Consider the following 13,364-nt stretch of genomic DNA (forward strand, 5'->3'; position numbering starts at 1 on the left):
GTCCTTAAAAACCTTAAATCTCTACGGGCGTGTCGGGATGGTTGCCCCATTCGCCCCAGGAACCGGCGTAGCCTTTGACCCGCGGATAACCGAGGGACTTGGCCACCAGATAAGTGAAGCCAGAGCGATGGTGAGTCTGGCAGTGGGTAATGACTTCTTTGTCTTTGGTGATGCCGAGTTGTTCCAGGATCTGCGGCATGTCCGTGCGGATGCGCAAGTTGCGCGCCTGATCCATGCCGGCCGTCCATTCGAAATTCACTGCGCCGGGAATGTGCCCGGCCTTGGCTGCCAGGACTTTCTCGCCGGAGTATTCCAGTGGGCCGCGCGCGTCCCATACTGCGAGGTCGGCGGCACCGAGACGGCTTTGCAGGTATTCACGGGTGGCGGTCGGTTCGTCGTGCAGGGTCAACGCAACCGGGCCGCCAACGGGGGCCGGGATCTGGATCGACATGGGCATGCCTTCTGCCAGCCAGGCCGTCAGGCCACCGTCGAGATAGTGGTAGTTGCGGTGGCCGATGACATCGAGCAGCCAGATAAAGCGCCCGGCCCAGCCGCCACCTTCGTCGTCATAGACCACGTAGGTCGCATTGGCGTTATGTCCCAACTCACCGAACAATGCTTCGAGTGCCGCTTGCGGCGGCATCAGCCCCGGCGCGGGCGCTTGCCCGAGTTGCGTGCGCTTGGGGTCGACAAAGCGCGCGCCGGGTAGATGCCCTTCGGCATAGCGGGCGCTGCTGGTCAGGTCTACCAGAATCAGTTCGCGGGACTCAAGGCGAGGGAGCAAGTCGCTCGGCTCGATGACCAGCGCCAAGCCAGAGAAGTCAGACATGTGAGGTCTCCAGAGCACAAAGGGGAGGATTGTAGCGCAGCATTCATTGACCGCGTTGGCTAAAGCTATGGAGTGCCTTTTCAATGCACTGCGCGGTTTTGCCAAAGGCTTGTACGGTAATTTCCGAAAAGGGCCCGCCGCCCTGATCCGCCACAACCACCATGATCACCCGACCGTTGTTGACCAGCGAGCGCAGCAGCAGGTGTTCGCCGCGAAACTGTGCGCGCAGGCTGGCGGGTAGCAACGCCGAGAACTGGGCGTTGTTGGCCGGGGTCAATCGCACCTGGGCCTGTTGCGAGAGCAATCGTTGCAGCACGGTGCTCTGACTCACGACCAGGTTCAGCCCCGCCGCTTCCTTCGGCAGTCCGGCGGTTTGATGAGCGCGCAAATTGGCGTGGGTGCGGTCGGCCATCAAAATCATCACCCGCCGCATGCCGCAGGCGACCAGCGCGTCCCGGGCCGAGGTGGTCAAGTGCATGGCGTTGGTGAAGCGGCTCGGCTCGACCAGCAGCTCGGCACATTGTTTACGCCATGCCGTCAGATCTTCGGCGGTCGGTGCCGCTGCCGGCAGCAAACCGGCGTGAATACGGTTCATGCCCGAAGGCCAGATCAGCGATACGGCGGGGTGCCAGATGTCCGGCATTGCATGTTGGCGTGCGCTGTTGGCAGCTTGTTGGTGCAATTGCTGCTGCACGTCGCTCATCGGCATTTGCAGGTAAAGGCTGGTCAGGTATTGCCAGCGCTCACTGTGCGGGCTGTCCCAGGCCTGTTGCGCCGACAGTGCCAGGCCGTTGGCCAGCAGCACGGTATTGGCCGGCTGATTGAGCCAGCGACGCAGGGTCGGATCGTCATCGAGACGGTTTTGCTGGCGCAGAGGGTGCTCGCTGTCCCGGGCAATGCGCAGCACTTTGACCAGTTCGCGCTGCTCGTTGAGCAGCAGTCGATAACCTTGTTGCACCCAGATCGGCAGGCGCCAGACATCCACCAGCGCCTGGCAGATGTCCAGCAGGCGAACACCGAACAATTCCTTTTCGACTTTGCGTGCTGACTCGCCTTTATGAATGACCCGCAGCTCCCACTCTTCGAGCAATTGCGGATGAGTCAATGCCATCGGCCACAGCGGCGAGAGGAACAACAGGCTGCCCCAATGGATGTCCTGCCAGAGCCGCGCCAGGCGACCGGCGAAAAAGCCGTTGGCCTGTTGGGTTGCATGCTGGCTGATCAGCTGGAGCTGACGCAGCGCCACGGGTATCTGTGATTGGGGTTCGGCAGGCAGCCGGGCGAGCAATTCTTCGGTGCGTTTCAACCCGAGGCGATTGATCGCCACCTCAAGGTTCTCCGCCGGCTCGGTCATGCTGCCGTGGGTGTGGCGATTGGCTTCGCGAATCACGCTCAAGGCCAGGGCCGGGCTGTCCTGCAACAATTCGGCGATGTCGCGCAGTGAGCTGCGGTTGTCGCCGAGGGCTTTGCAGACACGGTCGTGACTGTCTTGTGGAACCGGCAGGCGCACGCCGTCGAGAAGCTTTACCCAGCCTTCAAGCGTGGTCGGTTTTGGGGTTGGGGTGTTCGTTTCGTTAGCCATGGTTGGACGTGATCATCGTCTGCATTACCTATGCCCCCAGAGGGCTAAATTAGCTTTTCGCTTGAACGGGCTATAGTCTGGCGCAGTTTTGCCGATAAGTAGAAGAAGAGATTTTTTAACTTCCGAATATGACCTTGAACCCGACTCAGTAAGTGCTCTCCTACCTATGGCTAAAATAATCGGCATCATCGTCGTATTCGCGAGCGTGCTCGGCGGATACGTGCTCTCCCACGGCAAGATTGCCGCCCTGATTCAACCTTTCGAGGTGATGATTATCGGTGGTGCGGCCCTCGGTGCATTCCTGCAGGCCAACCCTGGTCACATGTTCAAACTCGTTCTCAAGAAAGCCCTGGGAATGTTCAGCTCGCGGTTCAACCACACGTTCTATCTGGAAGTGCTGGGCCTGATCTACGAGATCCTCAACAAGAGCCGCCGCGAAGGCATGATGGCGATCGAAGGCGACATTGAAGACGCCGCCGCGAGCCCGATCTTCGCCAAGTACCCGGCGGTCCTGAAAGATGACCGCATGACCGCGTACATCTGCGATTACCTGCGCATCATGTCCTCCGGCAACATGGCTCCCCACGAGCTCGAAGGCCTGTTCGACATGGAGCTGACCAGTCTCAAGGAAGATTTGGATCATCCTTCCCATGCGGTGAACGGCATCGCCGACGCCATGCCCGGCTTCGGTATCGTCGCGGCCGTATTGGGTATCGTGGTGACCATGGCCTCCCTGGGTGAAAGCGATCAGAAAATGATCGGCCTGCACGTGGGGGCGGCACTGGTGGGTACCTTCTTCGGTATTCTCGCCGCCTACGGTTTCTTTGGCCCATTGGCCCATGCCCTGGCCCACGATGCCAAGGAAGAACTGAACGTCTACGAAGCCATCAAGGCCTCGCTGGTCGCTTCGGCTTCCGGCATGCCGCCATCGCTGGCGGTGGAATTCGGCCGCAAGGTTCTGTACCCGGCGCACCGTCCTAGCTTCGCTGAGCTGGAACAAGCGGTTCGCGGTCGCTAAGTCATGGAAAATAACCAGCCGATAATCATCAAGCGCGTAAAAAAATACGCGGCCGGGCATCACGGGGGCTCATGGAAAATCGCCTTCGCTGACTTCGCGACGGCGATGATGGCGTTCTTCCTGGTGCTGTGGCTGCTGTCCACCGCCACGCCGGAACAGAAGATCGCCATCGCCGGTTACTTCAAGGACCCGGTCGGTTTTTCCGAAAGCGGCACGCCGTACATCATCGATTTGGGCGGCTCCCCGACCCTGGCACCGGAGAACACCCTCAACCCCGAGGTGAAGTCTCAGCCGCAGCCGGACCGAGTCACCGTCGACACCGACCAGGTCGAAGGCATGGCCGAGCAGGTGGAGAAGGAGCGCTTGGAACTGTTGCTGCAAGAGTTGCAGAACAAGGTCGATGAAAACCCGCTGCTGCAAAAATTCAAGGACCAGATCCAGTTCGAAATCACACAGGACGGCTTGCGCATCCAGATCATGGACGCGGAAAACCGGCCGATGTTCGATTCCGGCAGTGCGCGCCTGAAACCGTATTTCGAAGACATCCTGCTGGCCATGGCCGACACCATCAAAGCGGTGCCGAACAAGATCAGCATCAGCGGCCACACCGATGCCAAGCCGTACTCGGGCACCGGTGATTTCGGTAACTGGGAACTCTCGGCCAACCGTGCCAACGCCGCCCGCCGCGCGCTGGTCGCCGGCAGCTATCCGGATCAGCAAGTGGCGCGGGTGGTCGGTTATGCCTCGTCCGCGCTGTTCGACCGCGAGAACCCGTTCAACCCGGTCAACCGCCGGATCGACATCGTGGTGCTGACCAAAAAAGCCCAACGCGCCATCGAAGGTTCGCAAGGCGCTGAACCTGCGCCGGAGCCAACGCCAGCGCAAGGCCAGGGTGGACCGGGCGAAGTGCCGCCAACACCAGTCGATCCAAACGCATTGCCGGCGGATAAACAACCGCTGCCGGCGCATGAGCTTCGTGAGCGTTTGAATATCTTCGAAGACCCGGCGCCGAAACCGGGTGAGCCGCCGAAGCAGTGATCCACAACAATCAAGCCGACAGAGATGTCGGCTTTTTTGTGCGGCTTTCACAGGATTGGACGTCACTGCATTTTTAGCGTGGGCATGGTCCCTGTGGGAGCGAGCCTGCTCGCGAAGGCTTTGTGTCAGGCGACGGGGGGAGGGCGGTGTACATATCCATTTCTGCGGTAACGGCCGCCTATGGTTTCGCTCTTACAGCGAGTCACTTGGAAAAGCCCCAAGTAACCAAGGGCTCTTGCCCCTGACGTTCGGTGCCTCGCTCCGGTCCTGCTCCGTGGGCCCGCCGCCATCGGCCATCCATGGCCGGGGGCGGCTAACCCGGCATCCATGCCGGGTTGCCCACTGCGCAGAACCTCCACTCGGCCTCTCGAGGGGGCGTGCAACGCAACAGCATCCCGAGGCGGCCTAATAGCCGACCTGACTTTCTGGGGGTGTTTCCCTGTTGGAACCGGTTTGCTGGTGAGATTAGAAGTTGTAGGAACGGTCTGAAATTTTGTGGCGGGGTTCTCAGACTTGCAGGCATCTGCCTATAGTTTCGCTGTCGCCGACAAATCGGTGATCGACTTTAGCCGGTCGTATCAGATGATGCACAAGCGCCCGTATAATCGCGGCGTTTTTGCTGCCTGGCATCTATGTCTATGGTGGCTGTGCGTGGGACACCTCAGGGTGTGCCGGGTTCATCTGTCCGGTCGGCTAACCCGCGCACAGCTACCACCCCAATTCGTTTAGCCGCGAAAGGGTGGGAGTTTCACCTATCAGATGAGATTCAAGTCATGTCCAAATATCACCCGCTCCAAGGCAATTTCAGCGTCGGCCCGACGCTGTTCATCGACACCGAAGCCAAAGTTTCCGACCTTCTTGAAACCGCTACTCACCGAATCAAAGCCGCCCGTAACCTGCTCAACAGCGTCGTGTGCCTGTGTATAAAAGACGCCGAAGGTCACGACCTGGAGCATTTCGCCAATGCTGCGCACATGTTGATTCAAGACGGCTGTGACGCCTTGGATGCCTTAGGCTGGAAGCTGGAAAAAGCCGTACTCTGAAGAACAGAAAGCCGCGAGATGATCGCGGCTTTTTTGTGCCTGTCAGAAGCCGCGACGAATGCGGTTCTTGAGCTGGTCGTGAAATAGGTCGGCATCACTCTTGTAGGTGCCGCGAACGGATTCGCTGAAGGACTCCATTCCTATTGAACGTTTGGACATGGACTCTTTGCGGTAGGCATCGATGAAAAAGTTGAGGTCGACATCGTTGCTCAGTTTCGGCCATTTATCGAGGTACAGCGGCAGCGCGCTGGCCCCGATCTTGTAGGAGCAGATCCGTCGATCACTGATGGTCGCTTCTCCGATTTCGAACGGCACCCACCAGGACATGGCCGTCTCCTGCGAGACCACCGCCAGCAAGTGCGTGCATTCGGTAATGTTGCGGGTGATGACGGCGGTAATGTCGTCGGTCTGCTGGGATTCGGTGTCCAGCACATCGAGATAGGTTTTGATGTTTGCCTGTTTCAAGCGCGCATTGATGACCATTGCCTGGGCTCGGTCGGTGTGGCGATAGCTGATAAACACAGGCATCAGAAATGTCCCTTGATCGCGAGTTCGCGGTAATAGGTGCCGAGGGCCGTGAGGCGGCAGCCGGTGGAATGGAGGGCGGCGTAGTACATGTGCTCGGCGTCCACCGGTTCGATCAGGCTGTGGCGATTGCACTTTTGCAGCTGAGCGAAGACTTCGCCGTGGTCCGGGTCGAACGATGTTTCGGTGGGTTCGTAGCTGGGGTCGAGCGCAAAGACATGGCTGGGCTCCGGGAACCAGTCTTTGAGTTTGCGCAGAGTCTCTTCGGCGATCAGTGGCGTGACCTCGCGCAAGGGGACAAATTGCGAGACGTTGGTCTTGAACACTGGCCGTTGTTCCCACGCGCCCAACGCATTGTCGACGAACGAATACACGCTGCCGGGGGTGACCTTGCCCAATACGTTGGCGGCCCCGCCATGCAGCGCTTGCAGCAGCAGATCGGTAAACACACCGTGGCCGCGACCTTCGAGTGCAACCTGATCTTTTTTGCAGGCGGTGAGAATGGTCATGCCTTCGCCGATCACGCTGCTGCCGCCGCGTAACCCGCGCATCGCGGCGGCTGCGCCGGCCTGGCAACAGTCGAGGATGATGATTTTGTTCTTGATGTGTGGGGCGTTGTCCGCCCAACTCAATATGTCGCTGATGCGAATGCCGTCGCCACCCGGTGCAAAGTCCTGAGGGATCAGCAGCCCCTCGTCGATGCTGGTATCGAACTGGCCATGGCCGGCGAAATACAGCAGCGCCACATCACAATCGCCGGAAAACAGGCTTTGGATGTGCTGCTTCATCGCCGTCAGCGAAAGGTCATCTTCGGCTGAGGTCAGCACCTTGCTGCTGAAGTTCGGCCGCCCGTTGGCGTGACGCTCCAGCACCGAGGCCATGGCCATCGCGTCGTTGTTGCATCCGCTCAATGGGGAAACGTGGGCGTAATGGTTGATCCCGATGAACAATCCCTTGCGCATGACTTACCCCGCCGCGTGAGTGCGAATGGCACTGATGATGCTGTTGGTGTTCCAGGCGCATTCGGCATGTGCGGCCTGGCGCACTACGGCAGAAATCCGCTCTGCACCAAAGGGTTTGACCGCAATGATCACCTTGCCCATTCGTTTGGCGATCTCGATTTCCTTGTTGATCCACTTGCTGTAGGTGGAATACATGCCCGCCATGATCAGCACCGCCGAGCACGGCCGGATCTTGTTTTCGATGGCTTCTTCCAGTTGTTTGTCGGTCTGGGCGCCGATGATCGGGTTATGCGGCGGTACGGAGAAATTCTTGAAGGTGAACGTTGGGTGCGCTGTCAGTAGCTTTACCAGATTGTCGTGGGCATCGGAGTAGTTCCACGAATGGCTGATGAACAAATGATAGGTTTGCATGGATATCCCTCGGTATCGCCGGAGTGCGAAGAGGGCTTGAATGTATGCACTTGGATGGCCGCAACAAGGGCTGCGCGGTTAAAGAGACGGGTCCTTCAAACAGGCGCGAAAATGCCCTACAGATCAGTCTGACGTTTAATCGGCGGGGGATTTGCAGGAAGCAACGAACAACCCGCCGCCCCGTCTGCATCGGAGCGGCTGGAGTGTCTGTTTAGTAGCTGGTTTCGGGCAGGCTGGCGATGATCGAGCGGTAGCTGTTCATCCGTTGCTGCTGCACGCGGCCCTCTTCCAGCGCCTTGAGCAATGCACAACCCGGTTCGCGGTCGTGTTTACAGTCGCGGAAGCGGCAGGTGCCAATCAGGTCGTTGAACTCGATGAAACCGGCTTCGACGTCGGCGCGGCTGACGTGGCCAAGGCCGAATTCGCGGATACCCGGGGAGTCGATCAACTCACCGCCACCGGGGAAGTGGAACAACCGCGCGGTCGTGGTGGTGTGGGTGCCCTGGCCGGACAGCTCGGACAACGGACCTACCCGCGCTTCGACTTCCGGCAGCAGGCTGTTGACCAGCGAGGACTTGCCGACGCCGGACTGGCCGACAAAGACGCTGATGCGTCCGTCCAATTGTTTTTGAAGTTGCTCCATGCCGTTGCCGTGGTGCGCCGAGACTTCCAGCACCGGGTAACCCAGCGTGCGGTAAACCGCCAGCAAGGCATTCAGGGCGGGGGCGTTCTGCTCGTCGATCAGGTCGAACTTGTTGAGCAGCAGCAGTGGACGAATCCCTGCGTGCTCGGCGGCGACCAGATAACGGTCGATCAGGTTCGCGTGAGGCTCGGGCAGCGGGGCGAAGACGATGACAATCATGTCGACGTTGGCCGCGACAGGCTTGAGCTGGCCCCGGCTGTCCGGACGGCAGAGTTCGGTTTTACGCGGCAGTTGCGCCACGATCACACCGATGCCCTGGTTGCCGGCACGCCAGACCACCTGATCGCCGGTCACCAGCGCAGGCAGGTTGGCGCGCAAGTGACAACGGAACACTTCGCCGGCCAGTTCGCCTTCAAGGGCTTCGACTTCGACCTGCACACCGAAGTGAGCGATCACCAGGCCGGTCTGTTCCGGACCCAGGTCGCCGCCCTCAAGTGCCTCGACAGCCGAGGACTCGCGTTTGGCGGCGCGGGCAGCGCGTTCGCCTTGAATCTTTTCGATGCGCCAGTTTTGACGACGATTGAGTTGGCGTTTGGCCATGGGTGTTCCGTATCAAGAATGCAGCGATTAGGTAAAACGGCCGCGAGTTTAGCACGCCCGGGCGCCGCCCTAGGCTAAACTGCGCAGCATTGCCTAGGAGCCGACACATGCAAAACCCACAGAATCTGATCTGGATCGACCTGGAAATGACCGGTCTGAACCCGGATACCGACGTCATCATCGAGATGGCCACCATCGTCACCGACAGTGACCTGAACACCTTGGCCGAAGGGCCGGTGATCGCCATTCACCACAGCGACGAGATCCTCGCCGGCATGGACGAGTGGAACACCCGTCAACACGGCGGCTCGGGCCTGACCCAGCGAGTTCGCGACAGCCGTATCAGCATGGCTGAAGCGGAAGCCGAGACCATCGCCTTCCTGGAACAATGGGTGCCGAAGGGCAAGTCGCCGATCTGTGGCAACAGCATCTGCCAGGACCGTCGCTTCCTTTATACCCACATGAAATCCCTGGAGAGCTTCTTCCACTACCGCAACCTCGACGTGTCGACGCTCAAAGAGCTGGCCGCACGCTGGGCGCCGGACGTGCGCGACAGCTTCAAAAAAGGCAGCACCCACTTGGCGCTGGACGACATCCGCGAATCCATCGCCGAGCTGCAGCACTACCGCAAGCACTTCATCAAGTTCTGACCCGGCGGCGCCTTTGTGGCGAGGGGATTTATCCCCGTTGGATCGCGTAGCGGTCCAAAAACCTGCAACTGCGGTGTATCAGACGTACCGCAGGCTATGGATTTACGACTGCTACGCAGCCGAACGGGGATAAATCCCCTCGCCACGGGTTGCGTGTAGTGCTTTCTGTTGCCCTCTTTTGGTGCCGGGACTAAATGGCTAGACTGCGCGCCTTCCTGCAAGGACCGCCACCATGTTGCTGATGCTTTACCTGATCGCCATCACCGCCGAAGCCATGACCGGTGCCCTGTCCGCCGGACGTCGCGGTATGGACTGGTTTGGCGTGGTGCTGATCGCGTGCATCACGGCGCTCGGCGGCGGTTCGGTGCGTGACGTGTTGCTCGGTCACTACCCGCTGACTTGGGTCAAACACCCGGAATACCTGGTGCTGACCTCGATAGCGGCGATGTTCACCGTCTTCGCTGCACGTTGGATGCGCCACCTGCGGTCACTGTTTCTGGTGCTCGACGCCGTGGGTCTGGTGGCGTTTACCCTGATCGGTTGCATGACCGCCCTGGAAATGGGCCACGGCATGTTGGTGGCGTCGGTCAGCGGCGTGATCACCGGGGTGTTCGGCGGCATCCTGCGCGACATCTTCTGCAACGACATCCCGCTGATCTTCCGCCGCGAGCTCTATGCCAGCGTCTCGTTCGCTGCGGCGTGGTGCTACATGCTTTGCATTTATCTGCAATTACCCGGCGAACAGGCGATTCTGATCACCTTGTTTGGCGGTTTCCTGCTGCGGTTACTCGCGATTCGTTTTCACTGGGAAATGCCGAAGTTCGTTTATAACGACGAGGCCTGATTTACGCACGGGCCCTGTAGCAGCTGCCGAAGGCTGCGTTCGAGGCCGCAGGACTCGCTTTGCAGGATGACGACTGCTCCGCAGCCGAACGCAGCCTTCGGCAGCTGCTACAGGAGTCCGTGTTGTTTCAGAGCCCATTCGACGTGTTCGCGGACTAACTCTGATGGGGAGTCGCGGCGCGCCTTCAACGCTTCCAGCACCGGAATGCTCGACGGCGCATTCCCCAATCCCACCGCCAGATTGCGCAACCACCGCTCGTAACCGGCGCGGCGCAGCGGTGAACCTTCGGTGCTGCTGAGGAATTTATCCTCGTCCCACATGAACAGTTCGGCCAACTCGGCGTTGTCCAGGTTATGCCGTGGCTTGAAGTCGCTTTCGCCGGACGGGCGGGCGAAGCGGTTCCATGGGCAGACGATCTGGCAGTCGTCGCAGCCGAACACCCTATTACCGATCAGCGGCCGCAAGTCTTCGGGGATCGCGCTTTTCAGTTCAATGGTCAGGTAAGAGATGCAGCGCCGGGCGTCCAGCACGTACGGGCCGACGAAGGCGTTGGTCGGGCAGATGTCCAGGCACGCCGTGCAGCGTCCGCAATGTTCGGTGCTGTGCGGCGGATCGACAGGCAGCGGCAGATCAACAAAGAGCTCGCTGAGAAAGAAGTAACTGCCAGCCTTGCGATTCAAGACCAGGGTGTTTTTGCCGATCCAGCCCAGGCCGGCCTTTTCCGCAATGGCCTTTTCCAGCACCGGCGCGCTGTCGACGAAGGCGCGGTAACCGAACGGCCCGATGACCGCCTGAATTTTTTCTGCCAGTTGTTGCACACGTTTACGGATCAATTTGTGGTAATCGCGGCCCAAGGCATAACGCGATACGTAGGCTTTTTCCGGTTGGGCCAGCAATTGCGCCATTTGGGTGTCGCCGGGCAGGTAGTCCATGCGCAGGGAAACCACGCGCAGCGTGCCGGGGACAAGCTCTTCGGGATGCGAGCGTTTGCTGCCGTGGGCGCCCATGTACTCCATTTCGCCGTGGTAGCCGGCCGCCAGCCAGCGCTCCAGGTGCTGTTCATGCTCAGCCAGGTCGAGGCCGCTGATGCCGACTTGCTGAAAGCCCAGCTCGCGGCCCCAGTCCTTGATGGATTGGGCGAGGGCGGGCAGGTCTGTGGTAATAGCGGGCATGAGGCGAGAGAAACCGGAGCTGAGGTGCGTATAATTCTGCCAGACATCGGAGCCCGAAGACGCATGCCGCACACTAAAGATGATTTACCCGACGCGCTGTACAGCGCCGCGCACGTGCGAGCCCTCGATGCGAACCTGATCGCGGCCGGCACGCCGGGCTTCGAATTGATGCAGCGCGCAGCGCGGGCGACTTGGCGCGCGTTGGTCCGTCAGTGGCCGTCGGCGAATGAATTGACGGTGGTCGCCGGTCATGGCAACAACGCCGGAGACGGCTATCTGGTGGCGGTATTGGCCCGGCGAGCCGGATGGCATGTGCGGGTGTTGGCGGCGGGTGATCCCCAACATTTGCAGGGCGATGCGGCATTGGCCCATGCCAAGGCCCTTTCTGAAGGCGTTGCCGTTCAGGGTTGGAGCGCGCAGTCCGAGTTGCGTGGAATTGTTCTGGACGCCTTACTGGGCACCGGTTTGACAGGCGAAGTGCGAGAACCTTACGCGAGCGTGATCAAAGCGATCAATGCCAGTGGCCTTCCGGTGGCGGCGGTGGATATCCCGTCGGGTTTGTCTGCCGATACAGGTCGCGTGCTTGGTTCGTCAGTTCGAGCTGATCTGACCGTGACCTTCATTGGTCTGAAGCTAGGGCTGTTCACGGGCGACGCTGCGGATGTGGTCGGCGAGTTGGTGTTCAACGATCTGCAAGCCTCCCCCGAGTCCTTTAACGGGGTCGACATTGATGCTCTCCGTCTGACGGCCGGTAACCTGCCGCGTCTGGCAGGCCGCGCGCCGACGTCTCATAAAGGTAAATTCGGCCACGTCTTGCTGATCGGCGGTGACCGTGGCTTCGGCGGCGCCATTCTGCTGAGTGCACAAAGTGCCCTGCGCAGCGGTGCGGGCATGGTGTCCGTGGCAACCCGCAGTGAACATGTGCCTGCGGCACTGGCGAGAATCCCCGAAGCCATGGTGCTGGGCACTTCCTCGGCCAATCAGTTGATGGAACTGCTGCAAAAGGTTTCCGTACTGGTGGTCGGCCCAGGCCTCGGGCAGGCTGCCTGGGGGCGCGGTCTTTTGTCGGCGGCGGCCAACGCACCGTTGCCGCAAGTCTGGGACGCCGATGCATTGAATTTGCTGGCTTCAAACCACGTCAGCTTGCCCAAGGACAGCGTAATCACGCCGCATCCGGGTGAAGCGGCGCGTTTGCTGGGGATATGCACTGCCGAGGTTCAGGCTGATCGCCCGGCTGCCGCTCACGCTTTGAGCAAAAAATATACAGCTGTCGTGGTGCTGAAAGGCGCCGGCAGCCTGATCGCCAGCCCCGATGGGCGGTTGTCGTTGTGTCATCAGGGCCATCCGGCCATGGCCACCGCCGGTTTGGGTGATGTGCTGGCCGGTCTGGTCGGCGCATTACTGGCCCAGGGCATGGACGCGTTCGACGCCGCCTGCCTGGCGGTCTGGTTGCACGCCAATGCCGGCGCGCAAGAAGGTAAATCGGGCCGTGGGCTGGCGGCCAGTGATCTGATCCCTGCCATTCGTCAGTTGTTGGAGGAGCAAACACCGTGTCTGAAGTAACCCTGTACCTGGCCGATGAAGAGGCGATGACCGCATTTGGCGCGCGCATCGCACAAACCACCCAAGGGCACGGTCTGATTTTTCTGGAAGGTGATCTGGGGGCAGGGAAAACCACGCTGTCGCGGGGCATCATCCGTGGCCTGGGGCATGTCGGGGCAGTGAAAAGTCCGACGTTCACCCTGGTCGAGCCCTACGAGATCGGCGACATCCGGGCCTTCCATTTCGACCTCTATCGACTGGTCGATCCGGAGGAGCTGGAGTTCCTCGGCATCCGCGATTACTTCGAGGACGACGCGTTGTGCCTGATCGAATGGCCCCAGAAGGGTGCAGGCTTTTTGCCAAAGCCCGACCTGACCATTACCATTAGCCCGCAAGACAGCGGGCGTTCGCTGAAAATTTTGTCCCAAGGCTCGCGCGGCGAGTCCTGGTGTGCCGCTTTGGCATTGGAAACCAATTAAATGATGGGGTCAGGTATGCGCTTTCG

14 protein-coding genes are annotated in these 13,364 nt (G+C 60.2%); 7 read left to right on the top strand and 7 right to left on the bottom strand.

The features are described from left to right. Positions 1 to 13 precede the first annotated feature (13 nt). Both rhdA and ACA053_RS02520 read right to left on the bottom strand, forming a co-directional pair. Positions 14 to 829: a thiosulfate sulfurtransferase gene (rhdA, locus tag ACA053_RS02515; RefSeq protein WP_497394473.1), complete on the bottom strand. Its 816-nt coding sequence runs from the start codon at positions 827 to 829 to the stop codon at positions 14 to 16. Between the two features lie 43 nt (positions 830 to 872). Then, complete coding sequence (locus ACA053_RS02520; RefSeq protein ID WP_497394474.1) at positions 873 to 2,411, bottom strand: HDOD domain-containing protein; 1,539 nt, start codon at positions 2,409 to 2,411, stop codon at positions 873 to 875. A 166-nt stretch (positions 2,412 to 2,577) separates the two neighbouring features. Between ACA053_RS02520 and motA the strand changes: the two genes are divergently transcribed. From motA to ACA053_RS02535, 3 genes are all read left to right on the top strand, one after another. Next, positions 2,578 to 3,429, top strand: coding sequence for a flagellar motor stator protein MotA (motA, locus tag ACA053_RS02525; RefSeq protein WP_497394475.1), 852 nt, complete (start codon positions 2,578 to 2,580; stop codon positions 3,427 to 3,429). A gap of 3 nt (positions 3,430 to 3,432) precedes the next feature. Beyond that, positions 3,433 to 4,467 carry a flagellar motor protein MotB gene (gene motB / locus ACA053_RS02530; protein ID WP_497394476.1) on the top strand — a complete coding sequence of 345 codons (1,035 nt, stop codon included), beginning with the start codon at positions 3,433 to 3,435 and terminating at the stop codon, positions 4,465 to 4,467. 773 nt (positions 4,468 to 5,240) lie between these two features. Next, entirely contained in the window at positions 5,241 to 5,510 is a 270-nt protein-coding gene (locus tag ACA053_RS02535) for a hypothetical protein (RefSeq protein WP_497394477.1), read from the top strand. A gap of 42 nt (positions 5,511 to 5,552) precedes the next feature. Here ACA053_RS02535 and ACA053_RS02540 read toward each other — a convergent pair whose 3' ends face one another. The 4 genes from ACA053_RS02540 to rsgA all read right to left on the bottom strand — a co-directional run bounded on the left by ACA053_RS02540 (position 5,553) and on the right by rsgA (position 8,651). After that, positions 5,553 to 6,038: a toll/interleukin-1 receptor domain-containing protein gene (locus ACA053_RS02540; RefSeq protein ID WP_497394478.1), complete on the bottom strand. Its 486-nt coding sequence runs from the start codon at positions 6,036 to 6,038 to the stop codon at positions 5,553 to 5,555. Then, positions 6,038 to 6,997 (bottom strand): caspase family protein, encoded by a 960-nt coding sequence (locus ACA053_RS02545; protein ID WP_497394479.1) that lies wholly within the window; start codon positions 6,995 to 6,997, stop codon positions 6,038 to 6,040. The genes ACA053_RS02540 and ACA053_RS02545 overlap by 1 nt, the downstream gene beginning before the upstream one ends. Positions 6,998 to 7,000: 3 nt before the next feature. After that, a complete protein-coding gene (locus tag ACA053_RS02550; protein WP_131058803.1) occupies positions 7,001 to 7,408 on the bottom strand; it encodes a TIR domain-containing protein in 408 nt (135 codons plus the stop codon). Positions 7,409 to 7,619: 211 nt separating this feature from the next. After that, on the bottom strand, positions 7,620 to 8,651 hold the full coding sequence (rsgA, locus tag ACA053_RS02555) for a small ribosomal subunit biogenesis GTPase RsgA (protein ID WP_010464204.1): 1,032 nt from the start codon (positions 8,649 to 8,651) through the stop codon (positions 7,620 to 7,622). 107 nt (positions 8,652 to 8,758) lie between these two features. Here rsgA and orn point away from each other — a divergent pair, with 107 nt between their 5' ends. Next, positions 8,759 to 9,301 carry an oligoribonuclease gene (orn, locus tag ACA053_RS02560; RefSeq protein WP_056746367.1) on the top strand — a complete coding sequence of 181 codons (543 nt, stop codon included), beginning with the start codon at positions 8,759 to 8,761 and terminating at the stop codon, positions 9,299 to 9,301. 232 nt (positions 9,302 to 9,533) lie between these two features. Beyond that, the gene (locus tag ACA053_RS02565; protein ID WP_007945604.1) at positions 9,534 to 10,145 is read left to right on the top strand and encodes a trimeric intracellular cation channel family protein; all 612 of its coding nucleotides are present in this window, start codon (positions 9,534 to 9,536) and stop codon (positions 10,143 to 10,145) included. A gap of 107 nt (positions 10,146 to 10,252) precedes the next feature. On the opposite strand, the gene queG is transcribed toward ACA053_RS02565, so the two are convergent. Then, complete coding sequence (gene queG / locus ACA053_RS02570) at positions 10,253 to 11,317, bottom strand: tRNA epoxyqueuosine(34) reductase QueG (RefSeq protein WP_497315223.1); 1,065 nt, start codon at positions 11,315 to 11,317, stop codon at positions 10,253 to 10,255. Positions 11,318 to 11,380: 63 nt separating this feature from the next. Here queG and ACA053_RS02575 point away from each other — a divergent pair, with 63 nt between their 5' ends. Beyond that, a complete protein-coding gene (locus ACA053_RS02575) occupies positions 11,381 to 12,880 on the top strand; it encodes an NAD(P)H-hydrate dehydratase (RefSeq protein WP_497394480.1) in 1,500 nt (499 codons plus the stop codon). After that, positions 12,868 to 13,338, top strand: a complete 471-nt coding sequence (gene tsaE / locus ACA053_RS02580; protein ID WP_109627699.1) for a tRNA (adenosine(37)-N6)-threonylcarbamoyltransferase complex ATPase subunit type 1 TsaE — start codon at positions 12,868 to 12,870, stop codon at positions 13,336 to 13,338. The genes ACA053_RS02575 and tsaE overlap by 13 nt, the downstream gene beginning before the upstream one ends. Positions 13,339 to 13,364 lie beyond the last annotated feature (26 nt).

Source organism: Pseudomonas sp. LBUM1672, from assembly GCF_059695655.1.